General features: G+C 66.2%; 25 protein-coding genes, 1 other RNA gene and 1 pseudogene. 7 read left to right on the top strand and 20 right to left on the bottom strand.

Annotated elements, in window-relative coordinates:
• Positions 1-88 precede the first annotated feature (88 nt).
• Positions 89-1,000, top strand: a complete 912-nt coding sequence (locus ACPYIS_RS09175; RefSeq protein WP_424859485.1) for a recombination-associated protein RdgC — start codon at positions 89-91, stop codon at positions 998-1,000.
• On the opposite strand, the gene ACPYIS_RS09170 is transcribed toward ACPYIS_RS09175, so the two are convergent.
• From ACPYIS_RS09170 to ACPYIS_RS09145, 6 genes are all read right to left on the bottom strand, one after another.
• Positions 990-1,436, bottom strand: a complete 447-nt coding sequence (locus tag ACPYIS_RS09170) for an OsmC family protein (RefSeq protein ID WP_299020398.1) — start codon at positions 1,434-1,436, stop codon at positions 990-992. The genes ACPYIS_RS09175 and ACPYIS_RS09170 overlap by 11 nt on opposite strands.
• Positions 1,437-1,474: 38 nt before the next feature.
• Entirely contained in the window at positions 1,475-1,774 is a 300-nt protein-coding gene (locus ACPYIS_RS09165) for a hypothetical protein (RefSeq protein WP_299020400.1), read from the bottom strand.
• A gap of 17 nt (positions 1,775-1,791) precedes the next feature.
• Positions 1,792-2,043 carry a sulfur carrier protein ThiS gene (thiS, locus tag ACPYIS_RS09160; RefSeq protein ID WP_299020403.1) on the bottom strand — a complete coding sequence of 84 codons (252 nt, stop codon included), beginning with the start codon at positions 2,041-2,043 and terminating at the stop codon, positions 1,792-1,794.
• A 13-nt stretch (positions 2,044-2,056) separates the two neighbouring features.
• Positions 2,057-3,334, bottom strand: a complete 1,278-nt coding sequence (locus tag ACPYIS_RS09155; protein WP_299020406.1) for an NAD(P)/FAD-dependent oxidoreductase — start codon at positions 3,332-3,334, stop codon at positions 2,057-2,059.
• Between the two features lie 78 nt (positions 3,335-3,412).
• Positions 3,413-5,260 (bottom strand): aldehyde ferredoxin oxidoreductase family protein, encoded by a 1,848-nt coding sequence (locus ACPYIS_RS09150; RefSeq protein WP_424894720.1) that lies wholly within the window; start codon positions 5,258-5,260, stop codon positions 3,413-3,415.
• Positions 5,261-5,281: 21 nt separating this feature from the next.
• Complete coding sequence (locus ACPYIS_RS09145) at positions 5,282-5,755, bottom strand: 4Fe-4S dicluster domain-containing protein (RefSeq protein ID WP_424859487.1); 474 nt, start codon at positions 5,753-5,755, stop codon at positions 5,282-5,284.
• Between the two features lie 228 nt (positions 5,756-5,983).
• On the opposite strand from ACPYIS_RS09145, the gene ACPYIS_RS09140 reads away from it, so the two are divergent.
• Positions 5,984-7,120: a helix-turn-helix domain-containing protein gene (locus tag ACPYIS_RS09140; protein WP_424859491.1), complete on the top strand. Its 1,137-nt coding sequence runs from the start codon at positions 5,984-5,986 to the stop codon at positions 7,118-7,120.
• Between the two features lie 24 nt (positions 7,121-7,144).
• On the opposite strand, the gene ACPYIS_RS09135 is transcribed toward ACPYIS_RS09140, so the two are convergent.
• From ACPYIS_RS09135 to ACPYIS_RS09125, 3 genes are read right to left on the bottom strand one after another with little or no spacing between them, the layout of a single operon-like run.
• Complete coding sequence (locus ACPYIS_RS09135; protein ID WP_068607593.1) at positions 7,145-7,945, bottom strand: substrate-binding domain-containing protein; 801 nt, start codon at positions 7,943-7,945, stop codon at positions 7,145-7,147.
• The gene (locus ACPYIS_RS09130; protein WP_143969083.1) at positions 7,942-8,673 is read right to left on the bottom strand and encodes an ATP-binding cassette domain-containing protein; all 732 of its coding nucleotides are present in this window, start codon (positions 8,671-8,673) and stop codon (positions 7,942-7,944) included. The genes ACPYIS_RS09135 and ACPYIS_RS09130 overlap by 4 nt, the downstream gene beginning before the upstream one ends.
• Positions 8,670-9,398 carry an ABC transporter permease gene (locus ACPYIS_RS09125; RefSeq protein ID WP_143969082.1) on the bottom strand — a complete coding sequence of 243 codons (729 nt, stop codon included), beginning with the start codon at positions 9,396-9,398 and terminating at the stop codon, positions 8,670-8,672. The genes ACPYIS_RS09130 and ACPYIS_RS09125 overlap by 4 nt, the downstream gene beginning before the upstream one ends.
• 128 nt (positions 9,399-9,526) lie before the next feature.
• Here ACPYIS_RS09125 and ACPYIS_RS09120 point away from each other — a divergent pair, with 128 nt between their 5' ends.
• Positions 9,527-10,651, top strand: coding sequence for a substrate-binding domain-containing protein (locus tag ACPYIS_RS09120; RefSeq protein WP_068607599.1), 1,125 nt, complete (start codon positions 9,527-9,529; stop codon positions 10,649-10,651).
• Here ACPYIS_RS09120 and ACPYIS_RS09115 read toward each other — a convergent pair.
• The 3 genes from ACPYIS_RS09115 to ACPYIS_RS09105 all read right to left on the bottom strand — a co-directional run bounded on the left by ACPYIS_RS09115 (position 10,643) and on the right by ACPYIS_RS09105 (position 12,862).
• Complete coding sequence (locus ACPYIS_RS09115; protein ID WP_424859493.1) at positions 10,643-11,668, bottom strand: MBL fold metallo-hydrolase; 1,026 nt, start codon at positions 11,666-11,668, stop codon at positions 10,643-10,645. The two genes, ACPYIS_RS09120 and ACPYIS_RS09115, sit on opposite strands and share 9 nt — an antisense overlap.
• A gap of 113 nt (positions 11,669-11,781) precedes the next feature.
• On the bottom strand, positions 11,782-12,363 hold the full coding sequence (locus ACPYIS_RS09110; RefSeq protein WP_424859494.1) for a TMEM165/GDT1 family protein: 582 nt from the start codon (positions 12,361-12,363) through the stop codon (positions 11,782-11,784).
• A gap of 61 nt (positions 12,364-12,424) precedes the next feature.
• On the bottom strand, positions 12,425-12,862 hold the full coding sequence (locus ACPYIS_RS09105) for a phosphate-starvation-inducible PsiE family protein (RefSeq protein ID WP_299018476.1): 438 nt from the start codon (positions 12,860-12,862) through the stop codon (positions 12,425-12,427).
• A gap of 198 nt (positions 12,863-13,060) precedes the next feature.
• Here ACPYIS_RS09105 and ACPYIS_RS09100 point away from each other — a divergent pair, with 198 nt between their 5' ends.
• On the top strand, positions 13,061-14,299 hold the full coding sequence (locus tag ACPYIS_RS09100) for an IS256 family transposase (protein WP_132963481.1): 1,239 nt from the start codon (positions 13,061-13,063) through the stop codon (positions 14,297-14,299).
• Positions 14,300-14,894: 595 nt separating this feature from the next.
• Here ACPYIS_RS09100 and ACPYIS_RS09095 read toward each other — a convergent pair.
• A complete protein-coding gene (locus tag ACPYIS_RS09095; RefSeq protein ID WP_299018452.1) occupies positions 14,895-15,428 on the bottom strand; it encodes a chorismate--pyruvate lyase family protein in 534 nt (177 codons plus the stop codon).
• 182 nt (positions 15,429-15,610) lie between these two features.
• On the opposite strand from ACPYIS_RS09095, the gene ACPYIS_RS09090 reads away from it, so the two are divergent.
• Together ACPYIS_RS09090 and ACPYIS_RS09085 are read left to right on the top strand one after the other, a co-directional pair.
• Positions 15,611-16,534 carry a restriction endonuclease gene (locus ACPYIS_RS09090; RefSeq protein ID WP_299018455.1) on the top strand — a complete coding sequence of 308 codons (924 nt, stop codon included), beginning with the start codon at positions 15,611-15,613 and terminating at the stop codon, positions 16,532-16,534.
• A gap of 75 nt (positions 16,535-16,609) precedes the next feature.
• A pseudogene (locus ACPYIS_RS09085) lies at positions 16,610-16,795 on the top strand (integrase core domain-containing protein); the annotation flags it as partial.
• Between the two features lie 34 nt (positions 16,796-16,829).
• Here the strand turns inward: ACPYIS_RS09085 and ACPYIS_RS09080 are convergent.
• The 7 genes from ACPYIS_RS09080 to ompA form a co-directional block, all read right to left on the bottom strand.
• The gene (locus ACPYIS_RS09080) at positions 16,830-17,150 is read right to left on the bottom strand and encodes a DNA-binding protein (protein WP_299018458.1); all 321 of its coding nucleotides are present in this window, start codon (positions 17,148-17,150) and stop codon (positions 16,830-16,832) included.
• A gap of 2 nt (positions 17,151-17,152) precedes the next feature.
• A complete protein-coding gene (locus ACPYIS_RS09075) occupies positions 17,153-17,491 on the bottom strand; it encodes a type II toxin-antitoxin system RelE/ParE family toxin (protein WP_299018460.1) in 339 nt (112 codons plus the stop codon).
• Positions 17,492-17,783: 292 nt separating this feature from the next.
• Positions 17,784-18,160, bottom strand: a transfer-messenger RNA (tmRNA) gene (gene ssrA / locus ACPYIS_RS09070).
• A 4-nt stretch (positions 18,161-18,164) separates the two neighbouring features.
• Positions 18,165-18,845 (bottom strand): HAD-IA family hydrolase, encoded by a 681-nt coding sequence (locus ACPYIS_RS09065; RefSeq protein WP_299018462.1) that lies wholly within the window; start codon positions 18,843-18,845, stop codon positions 18,165-18,167.
• Entirely contained in the window at positions 18,842-19,558 is a 717-nt protein-coding gene (gene ubiG, locus ACPYIS_RS09060; protein WP_299018464.1) for a bifunctional 2-polyprenyl-6-hydroxyphenol methylase/3-demethylubiquinol 3-O-methyltransferase UbiG, read from the bottom strand. The genes ACPYIS_RS09065 and ubiG overlap by 4 nt, the downstream gene beginning before the upstream one ends.
• Before the next feature lie 135 nt (positions 19,559-19,693).
• Positions 19,694-21,058, bottom strand: a complete 1,365-nt coding sequence (gene ltrA, locus ACPYIS_RS09055) for a group II intron reverse transcriptase/maturase (protein WP_424859842.1) — start codon at positions 21,056-21,058, stop codon at positions 19,694-19,696.
• 425 nt (positions 21,059-21,483) lie between these two features.
• Positions 21,484-22,146 carry an outer membrane protein OmpA gene (gene ompA / locus ACPYIS_RS09050; RefSeq protein ID WP_425973499.1) on the bottom strand — a complete coding sequence of 221 codons (663 nt, stop codon included), beginning with the start codon at positions 22,144-22,146 and terminating at the stop codon, positions 21,484-21,486.
• A 337-nt stretch (positions 22,147-22,483) separates the two neighbouring features.
• Between ompA and gyrA the strand changes: the two genes are divergently transcribed.
• Positions 22,484-25,108, top strand: a complete 2,625-nt coding sequence (gene gyrA, locus ACPYIS_RS09045; protein WP_424859496.1) for a DNA gyrase subunit A — start codon at positions 22,484-22,486, stop codon at positions 25,106-25,108.
• Positions 25,109-25,111: the final 3 nt, after the last annotated feature.

Here is a 25,111-nt window from a genome sequence, read left to right as displayed (position 1 = left end):
CTTTTCTTTCGGCCGCTGCTACCCCGCTCGCCGGCGGTTGGCTGATCTGGCCGCCCCCTCTCCGGCCCTCTTTTCCTCCTGCCCCGACGTGTTCAAAAATCTGACGGTATTTCGGCTGGGCGGCGGTTTTGTCGCGCCACTGGAGGCGATGGAGCAGGCGCTGGCCACCCAGCCCTTCCACCCCTGTGGTCCCAACGAAATGCACAGCCAGGGCTGGGTGCCGCCGCGCGGGCAACCGCATGCGCCGCTGGTCGAATCGGTGGCCGGGCACCGCTTGATGCGCTTTCGCATCGAGAGCAAGCGCGTGCCGGCTGCCGTCGTCAAGCGCGAGCTGCAGGGGCGCTGCGCGCAGATCGAGGCCACCGAGGGGCGTCAGCCGGGCCGGCGCGAGCAGCGCGAGCTCAAAGAGCAAATCGTGCAGGCGCTGCTGCCGATGGCGTTTGCACAGACGGTGGATGTGCTGGTTTGGATGGATGTCGCGGCAGGCCGAGTGGCGCTCGACACCACGAGCACCAAACGCGTGGATGCGGTGGTGACGGCGCTGGTCAAGGCACTGGACGGACTGCGCGTGGAGCCGCTGCAGACCGCGCAAGCGCCCGCCACCGCCATGGCGGGCTGGCTCGCGTCGCCTGCCGACGATTGGCCGGCGCACTTCGCCCCGGGCCGCGAAGTCGAACTCAAAGCGGACGGCGACAGCCCGGCCGTGGTGCGCTACAGCCGCCACGTGCTCGACGGTGACGAGATGCAACGCCACCTGGCGCAGGGCAAACGCCCCACCCGCCTCGCGCTCGATTGGGACGGTCGCGTCAGCTTCGTGCTGACCGAGACCTGGCAACTGCGCCGCATCGCGTTTCAGGACGGCGTGTTCGAAGACAACGACGCCGCAGAGACCGATGGCTTCGACGGCGACGCGGCGATCACCACGGGCGAATTGTCGACGCTGCTTGGCGACCTGATCGCGGCGCTCGGTGGCACGCAGCCGCAGGAAATCACCCCTTGAGCACCTGCCCGTCGGCGTCGATGACACGCACGTCGATCGGGATGCCCTCGCGCACGCTCATCGAGACGGTACAGAATTCCTCGAATTGCCCGAGGATGCGGTCCAGGTGCTCGTAGGCCGCACCGGGGCGCTCCAGACGCAGATCCACCTGGATGTGCTGGATGCGCAGCCGGTTGGCGGCGTTGCGGCCCACGGTGGCGTGCGCGGTGGCACTCAGGCGCCCAGGCTCTTGCTTGAATTTGGACAGCGCAAAGGTAAGGCTGGCACACAGGCAGTTGGCCACAGCGGCCAGCAGCAGGTGCTTGGGCGACGGGCCAGCGGACTGCCCTAACGGCGGGGGCTCGTCGCTGATCCAGCCGGGAGTACCCAGCCCGAAGTCGATGTCGAATTGGTAGCCGTCGCGTCGAACGACGGTGACAGGAGCGGAAGTTTCCATGGTGACAGTATGCCGGAAACGCCGCGTTGCGGGCGACCTCATCCGCCTCCGCGACGCATGATGAGATCGAAGTGGCGCATGAATGCTTCGCGCTCGCGGCCCACCACACTCTCAAACCGAAATCGTACCCACAGGCGAGGCAAGCGCAGCTGTGCGATGGCCCTCGGTGGCAGGGGCTGCCACGTCAGCGTCAAGCGGCCGGCGCCAATCTCCACCTGAGCGCCGTCGTTGGTCTGGGTCCACCGGTGCGGCCCCACGGCCACGGGCAGCCAGCGCAGCCACTCGTGCACCGTGCAGCCCATCTCGCGTTCGAAGGTCTCGTCACTGGCCGTATTCACCGGACTGGCCTACCAGGTCATCCCCCGGCAATCGGTGGCCACACGGCCACCACGTCACCGGCGGCCAAGGCGCGCTGTGCACGGTCGGCCGGTGGCACGAACACGCCGTTGACCAAGACCAGGTGCACCAGGCGCGGTGGCAGTTGGTAGCGCTCGATCAGGGCTTGCACCGTGCTGCCCTCGGGCACGTCGAGCTCGACCTGGTTGAAGCGTGCCCCGGCGGGCAAGTAGTCGCCCAGCGTGGCAAACAGTTTGAGGGTGATGCGCATCGGGTCGCCAACCTCAACGCCGCCGGGCATCGGCCGCCGCGCTCCAGTGCGCCTGCGCCTGCGCAGCCGCCAAATAGGCGGCCATGAACTGCGTGGGGTCGTGCATCAACTTGTCTTTCCATTCGCCCAGCCGCACACGCCCCTCGACCAAGCCACGCAAGGCGCCGATGTGCTGCGTCCAGCCCACGCTGTTGCAGCCCACCATCACGTCACCGTCGAAGCACAGGCTCAACACCTTGTGGTGCTGCGCATCGACGCGCTCCACGCGCTCGCCCCCCGGCACCCCCTGCCAGTTGCCAAAGCTGGCCGAAATCAGCCCCAGCGTGTCGAGCACGTTGATCTGGGTCACACCGCGCAACTCGGCGTGCTGCCCCACCATGTTGAGCGCGGCCACGCGCGCCTGCTCGGCCGCGTTGGGCTGGATGGCGCTCACGATGGTGGTGCCCGATATCTTGTCGAAGGCCTCGGCACAGTCGCCCGCGGCATAGATGCCGGAGACGTTGGTCTGCATCTGTTCGTCGGTCAGCACCCCCTGTAAGCAACGGATGCCGCTGTCTTGGAGAAATTCGATGGCGGGCTTGACCCCGGCGGCGATGATGACCAAGTCGGCGTCGATATGTTGCCCGTTGGACAGACGCACGCGCAGTGGCTCGGCGCGCTCGATGGCCTCCAGCCGCGTGCTGGTATGCACCGCCACGCCTTTGGCCTCGCACCACTGGCGGATCATGCCGCCGGCAGCAGGCCCCATCATGCGCGGCACCATGCGGTCGCCCATCTCGACGATGGTCAGCGTCACGCCGCGCTGTTGCAGCGCCTCCATGATGATGCAGCCAATGAAGCCCGCCCCCAGCTGCAGCACGCGCGCCCCGGGCTGCGCGCGCGCCATGATGGCGCGCGCATCGGCGAGCGTCCAGCAGTGGTGCACGCCGGGCAGGTCGATGCCGCGAATCGACGGACGCACGGGGCGCGATCCGGTGGCGATCAGCAACCGATCGAACGGCAACGCCCACCCGTCGTCGAGCGTGACCGTGCGCGCTTGCGCATCGACCGACTTCGCCCGGGCGAACACGCGCTCGATGCCCAGCCGCTCGTAGTGGTCGGGCGCCTTGCGCAGATGGGTTCCCGCTTCGTCGATCTGCCCAATGAGCAGGTAGGGAATGGCCATGCGCGAGTATGGCGGCTCCGGCTCGTCGCCCACCAGGGTGATACGGTCTGCCGGCGCATGTTTGCGGATGGTCTCCGCGGCGATGACGCCGGCAGGACCCGCACCCAGAATGACGTGATGCGTCATGTCAATGCTCTCCACCAAGCGGTAAGCGGCCAGGCAGGCCGCTCGCACGTGCGGATGTGCTCGAGACGGTGCGCCCGATCACAGGCCCAACCGCGCCAGGGTTTCCGGCTTGGGCCGACCCTCGGCATCCCAGCCGCGCACCTCGTAGTACTTGGGCAGCATCTCCGGCAGCTTGTTGGTCAGCCCCTTGGCTGGGCCGGTCTTGGCGGGCTCGGTCAGCAGCCGCGGCGGCAGTGTGTCATCGCGGGCGGTAAAGCCCGCGGCGTTGTTGAAGGCGCGCTCCATGTTCCAGATGCGCTCACCGATGCGCTCGAGCTCCTGCACCGTGAACTCCTCGCCGCAGGCCGCCGCCACTTGTGGAGCCACGTCGGCCAGCGTCCAGGCAAAGCTGGTGAAGATGCAAATGCCCGCGGAGTCGAAGGCGGCGGTGGCGTCCTGAAAGGCTTTGACCAGCTCGGGCTTGCCCTCGGTGGTCAGCGGGTCGGTCTTGATGGGGATGCCCAACACTTCCGACGCCACCGTATAGCCGCGCAGGTGGCACGCGCCACGGTTGCTCGTGGCATAAGCCAGCCCCATGCCCTGGATGCCGCGGCTGTCGTAAGCGGGGAACTCCTGCCCCTTCACACTCATGGACAGCTCGGGGTGGCCGTACTTCTCGCACAGGCGCTTGGAGCCGAGTGCGATTTCTTTGCCGAAGCCCACGCCGTTGGCGGTCATATCGGCCAGCTCGCACAGCGCGCGCGCCGAGCCAAAGGGCGCTTCGATACCGATTTGCTCCTTGGTCAGCACGCCCAGTTCATAGAGCTCCATGACCGCACCGACGGTGGCGCCGAAGCTGATCGGGTCCATGCCCTGCTCGTTGCAGATAAGGTTGGCGTACTGCAGCGCCTCGAGGTCGTTGACGCCGTTGGCCGCGCCCAGCGCCCAGGCGGCTTCGTACTCCAGACCGCCGCTCGCACCCCAGTACTGCGGCTTGTTTTGCACGCTGAAGTGCGTCTCGTCGATTTTGCTGATGCGCCCGCAGGCGATGGTGCAGCCAAAGCAGGCCTGGTTGGTCACCAGGTGGGTTTTGCCATCGCTGGGCCGGGGCGTGAGCATCGCTTCGGCCGAGATGTCCTTGGCGCCTTCGAACTGCACGTCGCGGTGGTTGCGCGTGGGCAGCGCGCCGATTTCGTTGATGACGTTCATGAGCACCTGGGTGCCGTATTTGGGCAGGCCCTGGCCCGTGACGGCATTGTCGGCCAGCACCTTTTTGGCGGCGCGCGTGGCGGCCATGAAGGCCTTCGGGTCACGCACGTTGCCGACGCCCTTGGTGCCGCGCACCGCGATGGCCTTGAGGTTTTTGCTGCCGGCCACCGCACCCACGCCGGAGCGGCCGGCCGCACGGTGCAGGTCGTTGACCACGCAGGCAAAGAGGACTTGGTTTTCGCCGGCACGGCCGATGCTGGAGATGCGCAGCAGCGGATCTTGCAGGCTGGTCTTGAGAATTTCCTCGGTCTGCCACACGGACTTACCCCACAGGTGCGAGGCGTCGCGCAGCTCGGCCACGTCGTCGTTGACGTACAGGTACACGGGCTTGGGCGAGCGGCCCTCGAAGATGATCATGTCCCAGCCCGCCATCTTGAGCTCCGCCCCCCAGTAGCCACCGGAGTTGGAGCAGGCAATCGCCCCGGTCAGCGGCCCTTTGGTGATGACGGTGTAGCGCCCACCGGTGGAGGCCATGGTGCCCGTCAGCGGCCCGGTGGCCCAAATGATTTTGTTGTCGGGTGACAAGGGGTCGACCTTGGGGTCGACCTCCTCCACCAGGTATTTGCTGCCCAGCCCGCGCGAGCCCAAATACTGGCGCGCCCAGGTCATGTTCAGCGGCTCTGGCGTGCAAGTACCTGCGGTGAGGTTGACGCGAAGGATTTTTCCGGCCCAAGACATGTTCGTGCTCCTGCGAGGAAATCAGGCGGTGACTTGGTTGCCGAGCTTGTCGGCCCACTGCTTCATGCGCTCGATGCCGGTCCAGTTGGCATCGATGAAGGTGATGGCCCCCGTCGGGCAGGCCTCGGCGCACGCAGGCTGCCCACCGCAGAGGTCGCATTTCTGTACCTTGCCCGTGGCCTCGACGTAGTTGATGGTGCCAAACGGGCACGCGATGGTGCACACCTTGCAGCCGACGCAGGTGGTCTCGTTGACCACCTTGGCGCCCGTGACCTTGTCCACCGTGATGGCCTCCACGGGGCAGGCGTGCAGACACCACGCTTCGTCACACTGGGTGCACGTGTAAGGCACCTTGCGCCCCGTGTGGTGGAAGTCGAATACCTTGATGCGGGACTTCGAGGTGGCATAGACGCCGTAGTTCTCGAACGAGCAGGCCATCTCGCACTGGAGGCAGCCCGTGCACTTGCCCGGGTCGATGTGCAGCACTTTTTGCATGCTTGGTCTCCTGGGTAGCGGGGCCGCAAGGACGCCCTTGTGAAGTTCACCGCTTTGGTATTGTTGTAGGAGAATCCCCTGCCATCCTTGGGGATAACCCTAGTCGGCCGGGGAGGCGTGCGGAATTTCTCAAAATGCGACAGTGAACGTGTACGACGGGCGTCGCGCCGAATCGGCATTTGCCGTCCAATTGCCCCGGCGGAGCCCCAAAACGATCAGGAGACGACCTTGGCCCTTGCCCCCACCCGCCCCGGCGAATCGGTCAGCCCGCGGCCGATCCCCCCGCACGCCCGCACCGTCGCCATCGACCAAGCCCGGCGCCGGATGCTCGACGACCCGCAGCTCGACGGGGATGTGCCGGGCCTCGAGCCGTGGATCGCGTCCTCGTGGCGCCGCTGCCTGGCACGCGGGCAACGCCCAGGCGAGCGGGTGGTGTTCGACAGTGTCAGCGCCGCCGTCATGCGGCGGACCTTGGAAGCCAGCCAGACCCTGAGGCAGGCAGCCACCCCCATCATCGACCGCACGCTGGGTCGGGCAATGTCCGACACCGGCTACTTTGCGCTGCTGACCGATCCGAACGGAATCGTCATCGACGTGCACGGCCCGGTCGATCCCGGCAACCGGCATATCCATGCAATCGCACGCATCGGCGTAGATCTGTCGGAAGGGGCCATCGGCACCTCGGCCATCGGCGCCGCGCTGACCGAGCGGATGCCGGTTTGGCTGCACCGGGGGGAACATTTCTTCGACGACACCGCGGTCTACAGCTGCGCCGGGGCACCGCTGTTCGACCCCGACGGCGCATGCATCGGCATGCTCGATCTAACCGGTGTCATGGCGCCGGAGCGCCGCGCCCTCAAGCACTTGGTCAGCGTGACGGCGCGCCGCATCGAAAACGCCCTGGTGCTGTTGCGCCCCCATGCCCTGAGCCTGCGACTGACGTGGCCCGGGCATCTGCCGGGCGATGACGACGATGGCCTCCTGATCCTCGACGCCGACGGGCGCATCGTGGGCGCCAACCGCACGGCCACCGAGATGCTGGACCTGCGGGCGAACATCGGGGCGAGCGCGGGCGGCTGGCCCCACGCCGACGAGGTGTTTGCCGTGCCGTATGGCGACCTGTTCAGCGCCGCGCGACGGGGGCGCGGGCCGCTCGAAGTACCCAGTTGGCTGGGGCTGCGGCTGCTGGTGTTGGCGCAGTCGGGGGGCGACGACACCCAACACGGCCCCAGCTTACCTCTCAAAAGCCGGGAGGCGGCCCTCATCCGCCACGCCGTGGCGCAAGCTGGCGGCAATGTGGCCGAAGCGGCGCGGCAACTGGGGATCAGCCGGGCCACGGTCTATCGCAAGCTGGCCCAGCGCTGAGGCCGGCAACACCTGCCGCGCCGATCAGCGCCGCGCGCTCGGGAAGAAGGCCGCCTCCCCCCCGATCCGATAACTGGCAATCGCTGCTTGCCCCATAGGCCCGGTGATCCAATCCACAAACGCTTGTGCCGCTGCCGTCTTGACGTGTGGGTGTCGTTCGGGGTTCACTCGAATCACCCCGTAGGGATTGAACAGGCGCGGGTCCCCCTCGACCAGCACGGCCAAATCGGCGCGGTTTTTGAAGTTCAGCCAAGTGCCGCGATCCGTCAACACATAGGCAGCGGTGGCGGCGGCCATGTTGAGCGCGGCCCCCATGCCGCAGCCGCATGGCCGATAGCCGCTCCATCCAGGCTCGGGTCGCCCCGCCTGCGCCCAAAACCGCAATTCGGCGGCGTGGGTTCCGCTCCTGTCGCCGCGTGAGACGAACGGCGCGCCGGCTGCCGCCACCTTACGCAGCGCCTCCACGATGTCGCGCCCCCGAACACCGGCGGGATCCGTCTTGGGCCCCACCAGCACGAAATCGTTGTACATGACCTCCAGCCGCTGCACCCCCCAGCCTTCCGCAACGAAGCGCTCCTCGGCCGCCTGATCGTGCACGAACAACACATCGGCATCGCCGCGGCGCGCCATGTCGATCGCTTGCCCGGTCCCCAGCGCCACCACCTTGACCTCGATCCCTGTCGCCTGTCGAAACCGTGGCAATAGGTGGCCGAAAAGACCCGACTGCTCCGTCGAGGTGGTGGAAGCCACGACGAGGGGCTGCGCGTGAACCGTCCACGCCACGAGACAGCCGACAGCCGTCAGTAACCAGGATAGCAACTTCATGGGGTTTCTCCAAGGACAAAAGCACGAGCCTGAGGCGAATGCCGCGCCAGGACATCGGGGTCGAAAAAATCATCCACAGGAAGATCGGCCAGAATGCGCCCTGCTTCCAGATAGACGACGCGGCTGGCCAGGCGCCGCACCTGCCCCAGTTGGTGACTGCTGAAAATCAGAGTCCCTCCCCCCTCCTGCGCTGGTGAGGCGCCAGGAGCGGCGAAAGTGCGGATCAAGGCCTCGACCTCGAGCCGGGCCTGCGGATCGAGGCTGGCGGTCGGCTCATCGAGCAGCCAGACATTGGGGTGCTGCGCCCAGGCCCGGGCCAGGGCCAACCGCTGCTGCTGCCCCCCCGACAAGGTCCGCCCGTTGCGCCCCGCGTAGGCCGCCAGGCCCACCCGCTCCAGCGCTTGCAGGGCCAGCACCCGCGCCTGTGCCCAGCGCTGCCCCTGCAACCACAGCGCAATCGCCACGTTGTGCAACGCGCTCGAGCGCATCAGGTACGGCCGCTGGAACACCAGGGCCGCACGCACCCCCGGGGCGCGGTGCAATACGCCCCCCACCGGCAACAGACCCATGAGCGTACGCAACAGCGTACTCTTGCCACTGCCGTTGCTGCCCACCAGCGCCACGCGCTCGCCAGGCTGCACGCGCAGGTCGATCCCGCGCAAGGCGTGTACCTGCCCCGCAGGGCCCAGACGGACGTGCACCCCGCGAAAGTCATATAGCGGCGTCATGCGCGCGCCTCCAGCAGTGTAGGCCCATCCGCCCGTTCGCGCCAGCGTCGCAGCAGCGCCACCAGGGCATTCAGGATCAGCACCACCCCCAGCAGGACGATGCCCAGCCCCAGCGCCAGCGGCAGATCGCCCTTGCTGGTCTCCAGCGCAATCGCCGTCGTCATGACGCGGGTAAAGCCATCGATATTGCCGCCCACGACCATCACCGCCCCCACCTCCGAGACCGCGCGCGCAAACGCCGTGATCACGACCGTCAGCAGCGCGTACCGCTCATCCCAAGCGAGCAGCCAGCCGCGCCACACCGTCCCGGCGCCCAGCGCGCGCAACTGCTCGCCGTACTGCGATTCCGCATCCTCCACCACCTGGCGCGTGAGCCCGATGACCAACGGCAACACCAGCACCGTCTGCGCCAGCACCATGGCCTGAAACGTAAACAACCACCCCAGAAAGCCCAGCGGCCCCGAGCGGGACAGCAGCAGGTACACCACCAGCCCGACCACCACCGATGGAACCGCCAGCAGCGTATTGACCAGCGTCACGACGGCAGCGCGCCCCGGAAAACGCGCCACGGCCAGCCATGTTCCGATCGACAACCCCAGCACGCACGCCAACCCGCAAGCGGTCGCACTGACCGCCAACGACCGCGCGACGATCTGCCACAACGTCGCGTCCCCCGACAGGACCAACCCCCAGGCAACCGCCAACCCCTGCGCAAAAGACTCCATGACCGTGCATCGTAGCGGCCGAGCAAACGGCAAGCGCCCGTGGCTTTCCCGGTATGCAGCGGCGTGCATAGGCCTGGGGACACCGGCAGCGCAGGCGGTGCCCCCGTCACATCGGGCACACTGTGGGCATGCGCAGGATTGGGCTTCACTACCTTCTGGACGACACGGGCAGCGACCATGCCGCCCCGCTGCGCAACCCCTTGATGGATCTGCTGTACGCCGTGCGCACTGGCGGCTCGATCGCAGCGGCGGCGCGTGCGCTGGGGTGGTCGTACCGACATGCGTGGGGACAGCTCAAATCGTGGGAAGACCGGCTCGGTCAACCGCTCGTGCACTGGGAGCGGGGCCAGGCCGCCACCCTCACCCCGTTTGCCGAAAAACTCATCTGGACCGAGCGGCTGGCGCAGGCCCGCCTGATGCCACAGATCGAGGCCCTGCGGGCCGAGTTGGAGCGCACCTTCGCGCTGGCCTTCGACCCGGACAGCCATGTGCTGCCGCTGTACGCCAGCCACGACGACGCCCTGCCGCTGCTGCAGACACACGCGGCCGAACACGCGCGCCTGCACCTGGACATCCGCTTTTGCGGCAGCGTGGAAGCGCTGCGCGCACTCGACGACGGGCGCTGCGTGGTCGCTGGCTTTCACACGCGTGAGCAGCCAGGCATCGACAGCCCCGCTGCGCGCGCCTACCGGCCGCTGCTCGCCCCGGGGCGGCACAAGCTGCTGGGCTTTGCGCAGCGCTGGCAGGGCCTGATCGTCCCCCCAGGCAATCCCCGCCGGCTGCGCGGTCTGGCGGACGTCGTGCGCTGGCGGCTGCGTTACGTCAATCGGCCCGAAGGCACCGGGACCCGGCTGCTGTTGGATGAGCTGCTGCGCGAAGCGGGCCTGCAACCGCAGGAGCTGCCGGGCTACGACCGCTGCGAGCCCTCGCACGCCGCCGTTGCGCAGACGGTGGCCAGCGGCAGCGCCGATGCGGGCTTGGGTACACAGGCGGCCGCGCAGCGGCTGGGGCTGGGCTTCGTCCCCTTGGTGCGCGAACGCTATGCCCTCGCCTGCCTCGAAACTGCCCTGGAGCAACCCGGGCTGCGCGCCCTGCGCGACGTGTTGACCACGCCCGCCTGGCAGGCGCGACTGGCCGGCATTCCAGGCTATGCGCCGCAGGACTGCGGCGCCGTGCTCTCTCTGACCGCGACGCTGCCGTGGTGGCGGCTGCCGCCAAAGCGCCGGCCCAGGAAGGCCGTGGGGTCAGAATAGCTCCCGCTCGGCTTCCAAGTACGCCAAACTGGTGTACTTGCCAATATTGGAGTCGAACCCCGCCATCCCCCGCGCCCGTGCGGCCACGCGGGGGTCCTTGAGCACGAGTTCCTTGGCCTTTTCCAGCGGCACGCCGTCCTTGACGGCCTGCACGCACGGCTCCCAAATGCCCTTGAGGAAAGTGCCGTAGTCGCGCAGCAGCGTCTTGCTGCCGCGCCCATGCCCCGGCCACCACACTTGGTCGCCGGCGGCCTGTTGCAGCGCTTCGTAGTACTTGAACGTCCCCGGGTAGGAGCCATCGTCGATGTTGGCGATGCGGTTTTCCATCGCAATGTCGCCGACATAGGTGAAGCGATCCTGCACCACCTCCACGCACAGATCGGACGGCGTGTGCGCCTTGCCGTAGTGGTGCATGCGCAGGGTGACATCGCCAAAAGTGAACGTCTGCCCGTGCTGCACCGGCCGGTTGGGCGCCACCACCTGTGTGCCCATCGTGGCTTGGTTGGTCCAGCGCTCCATCAAGCTGCGCCACAGGCTGCCTTCGGCCCCTTTGATCTGCTCGATGGTGTGCGGCAAGGCGTAGATTGGCAGCGCCTCGCCGTACGTCTTGACGAAGGCGTGATTGCCCAGCCAGTGGTCGCCGTGGTAGTGGCTGTTGAAGATCGCCACCACGGGCTTGTCGGTCACGGTGCGGATCATGCGGACGACCATCTCGCCGTGCTGCAGCGAGCACCCGGCGTCGAGCATCACCACCCCCACCGAAGTCACGACGAACACCACATTGGCCATCACCCCGCGGTTTTCCGGCGTGGGAAAGCCGTCCTGAGCGTAAATCATCCAAACGTGGGGGGCGATGCGCTCGGGCTTCACATCGGGCACCGGCGGCCCCTCGATAAAGTCCTGCAACTGCTGGGCAAACAGCCGCACCTCGGGCACGGCGGCCAACCCGGCGCCGACCATGCCCGCACCTGCGGTGAGCTGCAGCCAGCGCCGACGCGACAAACCATTCGAAGTCATGTTGTCTCCTTTTCAGCGAGCCCACGGTACGACTCGCCACGATGAGACAATAAGCATACAGGGATGGACGGCAGCGGTCCACTGCCGCGCGTCTCTCGCGCGGCAGAGGGACGTTAGCGCCCGAAGGCGGAGGCCCCGCCCAACAATGTCCACAGCCCCAGGCTGGCGAAGATGGCGGCGGCCACCCCATGCACCCAGCGAATCGGTATCCGATCGGCCAGCCGATCGCCGACGAACACCGCAGGCACGTCGGCCAGCATCATGCCCAGCGTCGTGCCGACGACCACCAGTAACGGGGCGACATAGTGCACCGCCATCGCCACGGTGGCCACCTGGGTCTTGTCCCCCATCTCGGCCAGGAAAAACGCCACCGCCGTGGCACCAAACACACCGAGCCGTTGCGCGAAGGACACCTCGTCATCGTCCACCCGATCGGGGATCAGCGTCCAGACCGCCATGCCGATGAACGACAAGCCCAACACCCAACGCAGCACCGCCGGCGAAATGGACGCCACGATCCAAGCCCCCAGCGCCCCCGCCAACGCATGGTTGACCACCGTGGCCACCAAAATGCCCCAGACGATAGGCCACGGCCGCTTGAAGCGTGCCGCCAACAAAAACGCCAACAACTGGGTTTTGTCACCCATCTCCGCCAGGGCGACAACGCCCGTGGATACGAACAACGCTTCAAGCATGGGGGATTGCCACCCCTGGGGTGGCCAATCTGGGGAGTGAAGAAACGACGGGGCGGCCCGATCAATGGGCCTCGTTGGCAGGGTTCATGCGCTGGAGACGATCGTCGCGCTCACGCAATAACCAATAGACCACGCCGAGTGCGAGGGTCGCGCCGGCCAGCGCGGCAATCTTGCCCGGGCCGATATCGGGATCCAGAATGACGAACTTACGCGACAGCGCCAGCAACGCGATCAACACGACCGTCTTGACCTGGATGATGCTGTCACGCCGCAGCGCCACGCGGATGATGGAGTGCTTGAACTCCATCGCGATCAGCAGCGTCATGATCATGCCAAAGACCGTCTGGAACACCTTGTGGTCCAACGGATTGAAGGCATCGAGCACGAGCAGCGTAAAGACCACCTGCACCAACTGCAGCAGCGACACCACCACGATGACCGCGATCACCCCGGACAGCGCCAGCGCCACCACCTGCTCGAAGCGCTCGTAAAAACTCATGACGGCCCACTCGCGCCGGAAGGTCTCGAGGGGAGACTCGGGGGACTCTGGAAGATGGGGAGGCTTCATCGGCAGATCTGTCAGTGAACCCATGGGTGCCGCGCATTATCGCCGACGCGCGGGGGTGTGACCTGCCCCCGCGGAGGGTGTCAGGATTTTTGTGTGAGGGGCCTACCATGACGATGTTCAGGAGCCCCCATGCCACGCAAGAAGACCACCCCCGCCGCGAAGCCGGACGCCATTCTTCCCGACGAGCTGCTTGAGAAGCTGATCCCCGGACCGATGGACGCCGCCGGCGTCGAGGCCGTGTTCCAGAAGCTGAAGAAGGCCGTGATCGAGCGCGCCTTGGGGGCTGAGCTGGGCGTGCACTTGGCCAGCCCCGAGGGCGGCTGCGGGAACCATCGCAACGGCCGCAGCGGCAAGACCGTGCTGACCGACGGCGGGCCGCTGCGGATCGAGGTGCCCCGCGACCGGGCCGGCAGCTTCGAACCGCAGCTGATCCCGAAGCATGAGCGCCGGTTTGCCGGCTTTGACGACCGGATCATCTCGATGTATGCCCGCGGCATGTCGGTGCGCGAGATTCAGGGCCATCTGGCCGAGATGTACGCCATCGAGGTGTCAGCGGAGTTCATCAGCGCCGTCACCGACGCGGTGATGGCCGAGGTGGGGGCCTGGCAGGCCCGGCCGCTGGAGCCGATGTACCCGGTGGTGTTCTTCGATGCCCTGCGGGTGAAGATCCGCGAGGACGGCGTGGTGCGCAACAAGGCGGTGTATCTGGCCTTGGGCGTGCTGCCGGACGGGACCCGCGACATTCTGGGGCTTTGGATCGAGAACACCGAAGGCGCGAAGTTCTGGATGAAGGTGTTCAACGATCTCAAGACCCGCGGGGTCACGGACCTGCTGATCGGCGTGGCCGACGGCCTGAAGGGCCTGCCGGAGGCACTGGAGGCGGTGTTTCCGGCCACGACCCTGCAGACCTGCATCGTGCACCTGATCCGCAACAGCCTCGACTATGCGAGCTGGAAGGACCGTAAGGCGCTGGCCGCGGCGATCAAGCCGATCTACACCGCACCGAGCGCGGAGGCCGCCGAGCGCGCGCTGGACGCGTTCGAGGCAGGGCCGTGGGGCCAGCGCTTCCCGACCGTGGTCGCGGCCTGGCGGCGGGCGTGGAGCCGGGTGATCCCGTTCTTCGCGTTCCCGCCCGAAGTGCGGCGGATCATCTACACCACCAACGCCATCGAGAGCGTGCATTCGCGGTTACGCAAGATCATCAAGAGCCGCGGGCACTTCCCAAGCGACGAGGCGGCCACCAAGCTGATCTGGCTGGCCTTGCGCAACATCACCGCGGACTGGAAGCGGGCGAGCAAGGAGTGGAAATCGGCGATGAACCAGTTCGCGATACTATACGGCGACCGCTTCACCCTCGCACCACGCTGAACGACACGAGGACAGATTCAGAAACCGCCCCACACACAAAAAACAGGACATCCCCCCCCCGCCAGCCGTACCATGGTCAACGGGTAAATCTCATCAATTCAGAAGACTGACGGATACGAACGACGCAGGTTCCAGAAACGGTCGGTCGATGCCCCCCTGGACACCCCCATCCTCGAGGATGTCGTCAGGGTCAAACCTGCCGTGCGAGCGGTTCCGATAGCGGATGACGCCAGCCAGGAGTCCGTAGCACCTTGATGAAGCGTCAACCCCGGGCGTCCCCCATCCGTTGGAACGATCAACGGGGGGCAGGTCGAAACCTTTCTCAGTCACTCGCGCAAACCCCCACGCCCGCATCGCCGCGCCGCCAGCAAGGGACGGGTTCGCCGCGGGCGCGGTGGGGGATGCCATCGGCGTCGAGCCGCGCGGATGGGAGCGAAAGGTGTCGTTTTTCTCGTGTGCGTGGCCGGCGGCGCAGCGGCCCATTCTGCAAATACCGCGCAGACGCGCTCGTACCCCATGCGCGCCGTCGCCTTGCCCTCCCCCGCGACCGCCCCCATGCCGCTGCCGCCCGGCCACGCACCGCTACACCATCTGCTCACCACCCATTTGCCCAGACGCCATCGAGAAACACCTCCGTCAGTTCGAGCACCGCGCCGGCGCGACGGTACACGCAGCGTCGCGCGTGGGGCGCGCGGGCATCGGCACCGAGTCGCGCGAAGCGCAAAGGCCCGCGCTCGATGTCGCCGAGCTCGAACAGCAACTCGCCCAAGGGCCGATCGCCCAGCTGCTGCACCTCGCACCACGGGTTGTCGGGGCCCCAGCCGGGAATGCAGGTGCGCGCCGCGATGCGCGGCCGACCCGCCGCGACCAGCCGCACGCACCGCTCCCAGACCGGCCGGCCCTCGGCCAAGCCGGCCGCCGCCTCCGCTCCTCGAGCGCCCTCGAACAAACGCTCCACCGTCACCGGCCCAAAGGCGTCGCGCAGCCGCTGCGTGAGCGAGCCGCGCTCGTTGAGCCACCCGGCCGCTTGCGGCGAGAGCGGCCCAAACGCCTGCGTGGCGTCGTCATACCAAGGCGATCCAGCCGACTGGCGCAATAGGGCCGTGAGTGCATCAGGGTTGAGGGTCATGGGGCATGGGGCAGGCGCGGATGACGGAACAGGGGCCGTACTGTAGGGCAGGCGGCTGGCTGGGCCATCGACAAGCGCGGCCTGGACGTTACGATGCTTGGGTGCGGGGCAGGTCACTGCTGTAGCGAGGAAACCCTGCGGCACAATGCCATCGACACTGTGCTGACCGTCCGCCGCTGATCATGAGCATTCCCAGCTACGACCAGTTCATCGAGCCGATTTTGCGATTTCTTGCGGCGCACCCCGAGGGCGCTCGTGCCCGCGATGCGATGGAGGCGGCAGCCGATGCGCTTGGCCTGACCGAGGCCGACCGCCTGGCGATGCTGCCCAGCGGCATGCAGGCGGTGTATCGCAATCGAGCGGGCTGGGCGCATGACCGTCTCAAGCGCGCGGGGCTCTCTTCGAGCCCGCGTCGTGGCTTTTGGAGAATCACCCCTGAAGGCCTCGCGCTCGCGCAGCATGCCCAGCCTTTACCGCCGGAAGAAATCGAGCGCATCGCGATTGCCAACGTAGACGTGCGCCTGCGTACCGGTGCCGAGGGGTCTGCCAAAGAGGGCGACCACTTAGCGCCACCGCAGACCCCGGCGCTGGCAAGCCCGCAGGATCGGCTCGACGGTGCGCTGCAGGAACTGCGCAGTGCCGTCGCTGCCGAATTACTCGAGGCTCTGTCGCGGGTGTCACCCACCGACTTCGAGGGTATCGTTCTCGAACTGCTGCTGCGCATGGGGTATGGCGCGAGCCGCGACGATCTGCAGCGTGTCGGTGGCAGCGGCGACGGCGGCATCGACGGGATCATCTCGCTCGACAAGCTCGGACTCGAGAAGGTCTATGTCCAAGCCAAACGCTGGCAGGGCACGGTGGGTCGCCCCGAAATTCAAGCCTTCTACGGCGCGCTGGCCGGGCAGCGTGCGCGCAAAGGTGTGTTCATCACCACCTCGGGCTACACGGTACAAGCGCTGGAGTTCGCGCGCTCGGTCGAGAACATCGTTCTGGTCGACGGCGCGCGACTGGCTGCGCTGATGATCGAGCACGAGGTCGGTGTGAGCGCGCAGGTGCTCAAAGTGCCGCGCTTCGACTCCGACTACTTCGACGAAGACATTCGCTGAATGTCATCCAACAAAAACGGCGCCTGAAGCGCTGTTTGCGCAGTGCGGCGCCGTCCTCCATCTGGCCGATGCGATGTCGCCCGCGTGGATCTGAGCAATGCGGCCACGGTGCTGGCGCAGTTACCGACGGCCTTCGAGCACTTCAACGAGGTGCATCCGCACTCGTCGTTGAAAATGCGCCCACCCCGAGAGTTTCGGCGGCATCCGGCCGCCCAGGCACGCCGCTCAACCGTCCAGGAAGCGGTGTTACATTGCGAATAGGATGGGGCCGGAGATATGGGGGCAAGATCAGAAGTCACGCCATCACCACTTGCGTGCGCACCTCGACCTTGAGTGCGCGCTTGATGGCTGCAAACACCGCAGAGATGTTGCTCATGGTCGGGTTGCCCGACTGAGACAGCATCCGGTGCAGGCTCTTGGCAGGCTTGTGAATTTCCTCGGCCAGCGCCTCGAAGCCAACTGTGGCGTTCACCAGGTCGCGAAGGATTAGTTTGGCCGATTCGGGCTCACCATTGACGAACAGGGTGATGGCTTCGTCCAGAAGCGCCTGTGCAAAGGCCGGATCGTTTTGCACGCGCGCGGCCACGGTTTCTTTGAAATCACGGGTCAGTGCCATGTTTACTTTCCTTTCTGGGTTGATGTCTTGCGGCGCTTGTAGTCTTCCCACAGCGCCACCGCCTGGTCGATGTCCTGCTGCTGACGCTTCTTGGTGCCGCCACCGATCAGGATGATGATCTTCAGACCATCCTTGGCCAGGTAGATGCGCAAGCCCGGCCCCCAATCGATCTTGTACTCACCGATGCCACGGAACCACTCAACGTTGGACAGGTTGCCCTGTTCCATCCGGCTCACGGCTACGCGTACCTTGGCGGCTGCAACGGCTTCCAGCGATCCAAACCACTCCGCAAAGGGGCTGTCGCCATCGTCCAGCAGTAGTTCTTTGATCTGGTAGCTCATGGTTTGAATGGTAACGTATAAGTTACTATTCTGCCAGCGCGACAGGTTTGATGCCTGGCTGATCGCCTTGGTTGACGATGAACTGCCGAGCGTAAGTTGTTGATTCGTATAGTGCTAAAACTGCGCCTCACCCGCAGGCCAATCAGAGAAAAGAGACGGCACTGGCCGAGAAAGTGGCCAGTGCCGATCGTTTGGGCAGATGGCGGCCCGCCGCACCGGTTGCAGGAACCCCGCGCGACGCGGGAGTTTTCAGCAAGAGAAAGGGCCCGGAGGCCATCCGAGCCCTTGTGTTTGGTGGAGCTGGGGGGGATCGAACCCCCGTCCGCAAGCCTTCTCCGCGCAGTTCTACATGTGTAGCCGTCTGTTTTGGGTCTCGTCCCGGGCGTCGCGCAGCGGCACGCTACGCCCGTGACCAGCAACCTTGGATCTCGCCGTGCGGCAAGTTGCCCGCCGCACGACCAGCCGAAATGAGTGTTCCTTGCTGCTGGAAAACCTGACGGTCTTCACAGCCCGGCCGCTCGGCCGACCGGTGCAAGGCTCGCCGGATTAGGCGGCGAGGGCGAAACGTTCGTCGTTCGCAGTTACTTTTTTGCTGCGGTTTAACGAGGTGACAGCACCTCGACATGCCCTGCTGCGTGTCCGAACCCACGTCGAAACCAATGCAGCCCCGTGCTTACTTAGTGTAAGCCAATTCCAGAAAGTTCAACAGGTCGAGCGGCGCGTCGATCACGGCGTCCGCGCCCCAGGCATCGACATCCGCGCCCACGCCCAGGTAGCCCCAGCGTACCGCCACGGTCGGCATACCGGCGGCGCGGCCAGCCTCGATATCGCGCTCGTCATCACCGACGTAGACGCATGCCTGCGCGGGCACCCCCAGCCGCCGCGCCGCCTCCAGCAGCGGCGCCGGATGCGGCTTGGCGTACGGGGTGGTGTCACCGCCGATGATCGTCGCGGCGGACGCGAACAGCGGCAATGACGCCGTCAGCGGCAAGGCAAAGCGCTCCACCTTGTTGGTCACCACTCCCCACGGCAGCGATGCCTGCGCCAGCGCCTCGATCAGCTCGGGCACGCCATCGAAGGGCTGTGTGCGCCGCCTCATCACCTCGCCATAGAGGTCGAGGTATTCGGTGCGATACGCCTCGTATTCCGGGTGCGCGGGCGTGAGGCCAAAGGCGGCTTCGATCATGCCGCGCGCGCCGCTGCTCGCACGTGGGCGGTAGATGGCCTCCTCCAGCGGTGGCATGCCCCGCCGCTCGCGCATCACATTGGCCGCGTGTCCCAAGTCAGGGGCGGTGTCGAGCAGCGTGCCGTCCAGGTCGAACAACACCGCGCGCAAGCCGGTGCGACCGATCATGCGCCCTCCCGCCGGGTGGCCACCAGGTAATTGACGCTGGTGTCGTCGTGCAGCCAGTAGCGGCGCGTCAGCGGGTTGTAGCCCAGCCCGCGCATCGCCTGGATTTGCAAGCCCGCGCGTCGGCAGTCGGCCGCCAGTTCGCTGGGGCGGATGAATTTTCGGTACTCGTGCGTGCCCCGGGGCAACAAGCGCAGCACATACTCGGCGCCCACGATGGCAAACAGAAACGACTTTGGGTTGCGGTTGAGCGTGGAGAAAAAGACCCACCCGCCCGGCTTGACGAGCGTGGCGCAGGCTTGAACGACGGACGCAGGATCGGGCACGTGCTCGAGCATTTCCATGCAGGTCACGACGTCGAACTGCGCGGGCTGCTCGGCCGCCAGCGTCTCGGCGCTGACGGGGCGATAGCTCACCCCCTGCACGCCCTGCTCCAGCGCATGCAGTTGCGCGACCTTCAGGGCTTTGTCGGCCAGATCGATCCCCAACACCTGCGCCCCTTGCCGCGCCATCGCCTCGGCCAGGATGCCGCCGCCGCAGCCGACATCCACGATGTGTCGTCCCTTCAATGGACCAACCAGCGATTCGATCCAGGCCAAGCGCAGCGGGTTGATCTGGTGCAAGGGGCGAAATTCGCTGTCGGGATCCCACCAGCGGTGGGCCAGTTCGGAAAATTTGGCCAGCTCGGCCGCATCGGCATTCAGCGGGGTGTCCATGCGCCGATTATGGCGTGCCACGACCCACGTCGGCGCGCGCGGACAATCGAGATAGGGGCGGTCAGGATACCTGACCGGGCCCCTCCCACACCACCCGGCATGCGGGTCCGCACCGGGCGGTTCGAGAAGTTGAGGTCATGAGAGACGGGGAACGCCAAGTTTGTCGAAGTAGGCAATGGTCAGCACCCGGTTGAGCTCGCCCGCGCTATTCCGCCACCAGCAGCGGGAATTGCCTGCCACCCGCTTTGCCACGTGTTCGGACGCGCCTAGGTTGAGCAGTTCCCGGTAGATCGTGCTACCCCGCTTCCAGTGCTTGAGGTGGATCGCCCGTAGTCGGTGGCGCAGCCATTCGTCCAGCGATCGCCAGACGCCCGGTGTTTGCGCCAGCCCAAAGTAGGCTTTCCATCCCAACAGATAAGGTTTCAGTCGCTCAATGACCTCCGCCATGCTGCGTCCGCCTGAGCGCCGGGTCAGTTGCCTCACCCGCTGCTTGAACGTCGCCATCGGCTTGTCGGCCACCCTGCGCTTGACGCCCTCCTTGCCAAACCAGAAGCTGTAGCCCAAGAACTTCCTTCCCTTGACGCTGGCCACCGCACTCTTGGCTTCATTGATCTTGAGCCTCAGCTTGCCGTAACACTTGCGCAGCAGCGCCATGACCCGTTCGCCAGCTTTCCGACTACGGACATAGACGTTGCAGTCGTCGGCATAGCGCGCAAAGCAGTGGCCGTGCTTCTCCAGTACCTTATCCACTTCGTCCAGCATCACATTCGCCAGCAGCGGCGACAGCGGCCCACCTTGCGGCGTGCCTTGATACCGCTCAAACACTACGCCATCGCTCATGATGCCGCTGTTCAGGTACGCCCGTATCAGCCGAATGATTCCAGCATCGTCGATGCGTTTCCGTAGGCGGTCGATGAGGATGTCGTGGTTGACTCGATCAAAGAATTTCTCCAGATCGACATCAACCACGATCTTCCGTCCGGACTGGATGTAGCCCTGCGCCGCCAGTATCGCGTCGTGGGCTCGTCGGCCCGGCCGGAAGCCGTAGCTGCACTCGCTGAATGTCGGGTCAAGTAGCGGTTGCAGCACTTGCAGCAGTGCTTGCTGGATCAGCCGATCCGTGACCGTCGGAATGCCGAGCTCGCGCTCGCCACCGTCCGGCTTCGGGATCGTTACCCGTCGTACCGGACTGGGCCGGTACCTCCCCTGCAGCAGTTGTTCCCGAATCAATGGCCACGCCGTCACCAGATGGCGGGCGGTCTGGTCAATGTCCAGCCCATCCACGCCGGCTGCGCCTTTGTTGGCTTTGACTCTCTTCCATGCTCGCCGCAGGTTCTCTCTCGCCAGAACCGCTTGCAGCAGTCCCGGCCCTGTGCTCTCGGTGTCCCGTCGCGGGCCGGCCGCTTCGTCGCTGACAGGTTCCCGCCCGGCTTCACCGTGCGCTACCCCCGCCCGCTCTGCTTGCGCAGACTTCTGACGCCTTGCTTCCAGCATCGACATGGTCTCAAGCACTCCTTCTCGTTCGGCCCTTCGCCCACGACTGGCAGCTACTATGGCCTCTGCTGACTTCTCGCTCCGTGTCACCACGTCGCCCTTTCAGGCATAAGGCGAGATCTCCCCGGGTAAGAACGCACTCCTTCACTGCACAACCGCCGGATTTACGCCGCTTCGCCTTGATCACGAGAGCTTCGCGGATTCATGCCCGCTCGCCCTGCTCGGCAGCGCCTTCTATCCGGTTCTTGTCCATCGGCTCGCAGTTTCGCTCCACGCTTCCTCCCCACACTCGGTCGCCCTCATGCAGTTGCGCTTCGCTTCGTTCGCTGTGATCAACTTACGGTGGGACTTTCACCCACAAGAGTGCGCCCGTGCCGGGCGCACACAAAAAGCCCCGCCGCAGCGGGGCTCTGGCCGAAGGCGGACCCGAATCAGCGGGTGCCGACCACTTCGATTTCGACGCGACGGTTCTTGGCACGACCTTCGCGAGTGCGGTTGTCGGCCACCGGCTGGGTTTCACCCTTACCCTCCGTGTAGATACGGTTGGCGTCGATACCCTTGCTGACCAGGTAGGCCTTGACCGCTTCGGCGCGGCGCACCGACAGCTTCTGGTTGTAGCCTTCAGGCCCGGTCGCATCGGTGTGACCCACCGCGATCACGACTTCCAGCTTGATGCCCTTGACCTTCTCGGCCAGGTCGTCCAGGCGGGCTTTGCCCTCAGGCTTGAGGACAGCCTTGTCGAAGTCGAAGAACGCCTCGGCCGCATAGGTAACCTTGGCCGGCGCCGCCGGGGCAGGTGCCGGGGCCGGCGCAGGGACAGGAGCCGGGGCGGGCGCAGCAGCCGGAGCGGGAGCCGGTGCGGGCGCAGGGGCAGGCGCCGGAGCCGGCGCCGGAGCCGGCACGATCGCGCCATCACATCCCTTGGCCGCGGTCGCAGGGGTCCAGCTGGAGTTGCGCCAGCACAGCTCGTTGGTGCCGTTTTTCCACACCAGATCACCGGTGCCGTTGCGCCAGTTGTCGATGGTTTGGGCGCCGGCGCCAGAAGCCATGGCGGCCGTCGCGAACAGCGCTGCGATGCGGGTGAGTTTATTCATTGGATTCCTCTTGGTCTAGGGGACGGATCGTGGATGGATCGAGCCAGTAAAGACCCGTTACCCAAAGGGAATGGGCGAATCGACTGGCTGTCAGTTCATTTTGCCACAAACGAACCGATTGCCAAGCGCCAGCGACGCCCACGCGACCCGCGCGCGTTTTCGTGCCCTCGTCTGTTGCATGCAGGCAACGTTTCGCCCCGCCGAGCGGGCGGCACACGAGCCATGGGCCGGTGATCGTGTTCCTTACAATACGCAGCATCAGTCGCCGGGGCCCTCCGGCGGTATTTGGCGGGTCGCCACGGCCGTGCGGCGCTACCCGCCCTCATGCGGCGTTGCCATGACCTCGTTTGCCAAAGAAACCCTCCCCGTCAGTCTCGAAGAGGAGATGCGCCGCAGCTACCTCGATTACGCGATGAGCGTAATCGTGGGGCGCGCGCTGCCCGACGCCCGCGACGGCTTGAAGCCCGTGCACCGGCGCGTGCTCTATGCCATGCACGAGCTGGGCAACGACTGGAACCGGCCGTACAAGAAGTCGGCCCGCATCGTCGGCGACGTCATCGGTAAATACCACCCGCACGGCGACAGCGCGGTCTACGACACCATCGTGCGCATGGCACAGGATTTTTCGCTGCGCCACATGCTGGTCGATGGCCAGGGCAACTTCGGCTCGGTCGACGGCGACGCTGCCGCCGCCATGCGCTACACCGAAATCCGCCTGGCCAAGATCGCGCACGAGATGCTGGCCGACATCGACAAGGAAACGGTGGATTTCGGCCCCAACTATGATGGCAGCGAAAAAGAGCCACTGGTGCTGCCGACGCGCTTGCCGAACCTGCTGGTCAACGGCTCGGCTGGCATCGCGGTGGGCATGGCCACCAACATCCCCCCGCACAACCTGAACGAGGTGGTGGACGCCTGCTTGCACCTGCTGGCGCACCCGGACGCGTCGGTGGACGACCTGATGCAGATCATCCCGGCGCCGGACTTTCCCACCGCCGGCATCATCTATGGCATTCAGGGCGTGCGCGAGGGCTACCGCACCGGGCGTGGCCGCGTCGTCATGCGTGCGCGCTGCCACTTCGAGGACATCGACCGCGGCCAGCGGCAGGCCATCATCGTCGACGAGATCCCGTACCAGGTCAACAAAAAGGTGCTGCTCGAGCGCATCGCCGAGTTGGTACGCGACAAACGCATCGAGGGCATCAGCCACATCCAGGACGAGTCCGACAAGTCCGGCATGCGCGTGGTCATCGAGCTCAAGCGCGGCGAAGTGCCGGAGGTGGTACTCAACAACCTGTATAAGCACACCCAGCTGCAGGATACGTTCGGCATCAACATGGTGGCGCTGGTCGATGGCCAGCCCAAGCTGTGCAACCTGAAGCAGCTGCTCGACATCTTCCTGCAGCACCGGCGCGAGGTGGTGACGCGGCGCACGGTGTTCGAGCTGCGCAAGGCGCGCGAGCGTGGCCACGTGCTCGAAGGCCTGGCGGTGGCGCTGGCCAACATCGACGAGTTCATCCGCATCATCCGCGAAAGCCCGACCCCGCCGGTGGCCAAAACCGAGCTGATGGCGCGCCGTTGGGACAGCGCGCTGGTGCGCCAGATGCTCACCCGCGCCCGCGCCGACGGCAGCGTGGTCAACGCCGATGACTACCGCCCCGAGGGCCTGCCGCGCCAGTACGGTCTGCAGTCCGACGGGCTGTACGCGCTGTCGGAGACGCAGGCGCAGGAGATCCTGCAGATGCGGCTGCAGCGGCTGACGGGGCTGGAGCAAGACAAGATCGTTGCTGAGTACCGGGAGGTCATGGCGCACATCGACGACCTGCTCGACATCCTGGCGCGGCCCGAGCGGGTGACGCAGATCATTGCCGAGGAGCTGCGCGCCATCCGCGCCGAGTTCGGCCAAACCCCCGCCGGCGCGCGGCGCAGCCAGATCGAGCACGACGCCCAGGAGCTCGACACCGAAGACCTGATCACCCCGCAGGACATGGTGGTGACCCTGTCGCACGCGGGCTACATCAAGGCCCAGCCGCTGTCCGAGTACCGCGCGCAGCGCCGCGGCGGCCGTGGCAAACAGGCGACCGCAACGAAGGAGGACGACTGGATCGACCAGCTCTTCATCGCCAACACGCACGACTGGATCCTGTGCTTTTCCAACCGGGGGCGGCTGTACTGGCTCAAAGTGTGGGAGGTGCCGTCGGGCTCGCGCGGCTCGCGGGGCCGACCCATCGTCAACATGTTCCCGCTGGCCGAAGGGGAAAAGATCACCGTCGTGTTGCCACTGACCGGCGAGTCGCGCCGCTTCCCCGCGGATCGTTACGTCTTCATGGCCACGGCACAGGGGGTGGTCAAAAAGACGGCGCTGGATGAGTTTTCCAACCCGCGCAAGGCCGGCATCATTGCCGTCGATCTGGACGAGGGTGACTACCTCATTGGCGCGGCGCTAACCGACGGAGCGCACGACGTGATGTTGTTCTCCGATGGTGGCAAGGCGGTTCGCTTCGACGAAAACGACGTGCGCCCGATGGGCCGGCAGGCGCGCGGGGTCAAGGGCATGACGCTGGAAGAAGGTCAGCGCGTCATCGCCATGCTGGTGGCCGAGGACGAATCGCAAAGTGTGCTGACCGCCACCGAAAACGGCTACGGCAAGCGCACCCCGATCGCTGAATATACGCGCCACGGCCGCGGCACCAAGGGGATGATCGCCATCCAGCAAAGCGAGCGCAACGGCCGCGTGGTGGCGGCCACGCTGGTGCGGCCGGAGGACGAGATCATGCTCATCACCGACCGTGGCGTGCTGGTGCGCACGCGCGTGGCCGAAATCCGTGAGATGGGCCGCGCCACGCAGGGTGTCACACTCATCAGTCTGGACGACGGCGACCGCTTGAGCGGCCTACAACGCATCGCCGACAGCGACGCCGGGGACGACCCCGCGGCCGATGTCGAGCCGGTGGAGACCTGACGC

Source organism: Tepidimonas sp. HKU78, assembly GCF_049860815.1.
Taxonomy (GTDB): Bacteria; Pseudomonadota; Gammaproteobacteria; order Burkholderiales; family Burkholderiaceae_C; genus Tepidimonas.
Note: the sequence above shows the minus strand (reverse complement) of the source record. Positions and strands in the feature narration are given on the sequence as shown.

What these genes read in the sequence shown, in the direction of transcription:
- ACPYIS_RS09115 (WP_424859493.1), bottom strand. Translation starts at nt 11,668, where the DNA reads ATGACTTCGAATGGTTTGTCGCGTCGGCGCTGGCTGCAGCTCACCGCA.
- ACPYIS_RS09150 (WP_424894720.1), bottom strand. Translation starts at nt 5,260, where the DNA reads ATGTCTTGGGCCGGAAAAATCCTTCGCGTCAACCTCACCGCAGGTACT.
- ACPYIS_RS09145 (WP_424859487.1), bottom strand. Translation starts at nt 5,755, where the DNA reads ATGCAAAAAGTGCTGCACATCGACCCGGGCAAGTGCACGGGCTGCCTC.
- ACPYIS_RS09130 (WP_143969083.1), bottom strand. Translation starts at nt 8,673, where the DNA reads ATGACGCCGCTATATGACTTTCGCGGGGTGCACGTCCGTCTGGGCCCT.
- ACPYIS_RS09090 (WP_299018455.1), top strand. Translation starts at nt 15,611, where the DNA reads ATGAGCATTCCCAGCTACGACCAGTTCATCGAGCCGATTTTGCGATTT.
- ACPYIS_RS09065 (WP_299018462.1), bottom strand. Translation starts at nt 18,845, where the DNA reads ATGATCGGTCGCACCGGCTTGCGCGCGGTGTTGTTCGACCTGGACGGC.
- thiS (WP_299020403.1), bottom strand. Translation starts at nt 2,043, where the DNA reads ATGCGCATCACCCTCAAACTGTTTGCCACGCTGGGCGACTACTTGCCC.
- ACPYIS_RS09135 (WP_068607593.1), bottom strand. Translation starts at nt 7,945, where the DNA reads ATGAAGTTGCTATCCTGGTTACTGACGGCTGTCGGCTGTCTCGTGGCG.
- ACPYIS_RS09170 (WP_299020398.1), bottom strand. Translation starts at nt 1,436, where the DNA reads ATGGAAACTTCCGCTCCTGTCACCGTCGTTCGACGCGACGGCTACCAA.
- ACPYIS_RS09110 (WP_424859494.1), bottom strand. Translation starts at nt 12,363, where the DNA reads ATGCTTGAAGCGTTGTTCGTATCCACGGGCGTTGTCGCCCTGGCGGAG.
- ACPYIS_RS09075 (WP_299018460.1), bottom strand. Translation starts at nt 17,491, where the DNA reads ATGAGCTACCAGATCAAAGAACTACTGCTGGACGATGGCGACAGCCCC.
- ACPYIS_RS09095 (WP_299018452.1), bottom strand. Translation starts at nt 15,428, where the DNA reads ATGACCCTCAACCCTGATGCACTCACGGCCCTATTGCGCCAGTCGGCT.
- ubiG (WP_299018464.1), bottom strand. Translation starts at nt 19,558, where the DNA reads ATGGACACCCCGCTGAATGCCGATGCGGCCGAGCTGGCCAAATTTTCC.
- ACPYIS_RS09155 (WP_299020406.1), bottom strand. Translation starts at nt 3,334, where the DNA reads ATGACGCATCACGTCATTCTGGGTGCGGGTCCTGCCGGCGTCATCGCC.
- ACPYIS_RS09120 (WP_068607599.1), top strand. Translation starts at nt 9,527, where the DNA reads ATGCGCAGGATTGGGCTTCACTACCTTCTGGACGACACGGGCAGCGAC.
- ACPYIS_RS09105 (WP_299018476.1), bottom strand. Translation starts at nt 12,862, where the DNA reads ATGAGTTTTTACGAGCGCTTCGAGCAGGTGGTGGCGCTGGCGCTGTCC.
- ACPYIS_RS09125 (WP_143969082.1), bottom strand. Translation starts at nt 9,398, where the DNA reads ATGGAGTCTTTTGCGCAGGGGTTGGCGGTTGCCTGGGGGTTGGTCCTG.
- ACPYIS_RS09100 (WP_132963481.1), top strand. Translation starts at nt 13,061, where the DNA reads ATGCCACGCAAGAAGACCACCCCCGCCGCGAAGCCGGACGCCATTCTT.
- ltrA (WP_424859842.1), bottom strand. Translation starts at nt 21,058, where the DNA reads ATGTCGATGCTGGAAGCAAGGCGTCAGAAGTCTGCGCAAGCAGAGCGG.
- ACPYIS_RS09080 (WP_299018458.1), bottom strand. Translation starts at nt 17,150, where the DNA reads ATGGCACTGACCCGTGATTTCAAAGAAACCGTGGCCGCGCGCGTGCAA.
- ompA (WP_425973499.1), bottom strand. Translation starts at nt 22,146, where the DNA reads ATGAATAAACTCACCCGCATCGCAGCGCTGTTCGCGACGGCCGCCATG.
- gyrA (WP_424859496.1), top strand. Translation starts at nt 22,484, where the DNA reads ATGACCTCGTTTGCCAAAGAAACCCTCCCCGTCAGTCTCGAAGAGGAG.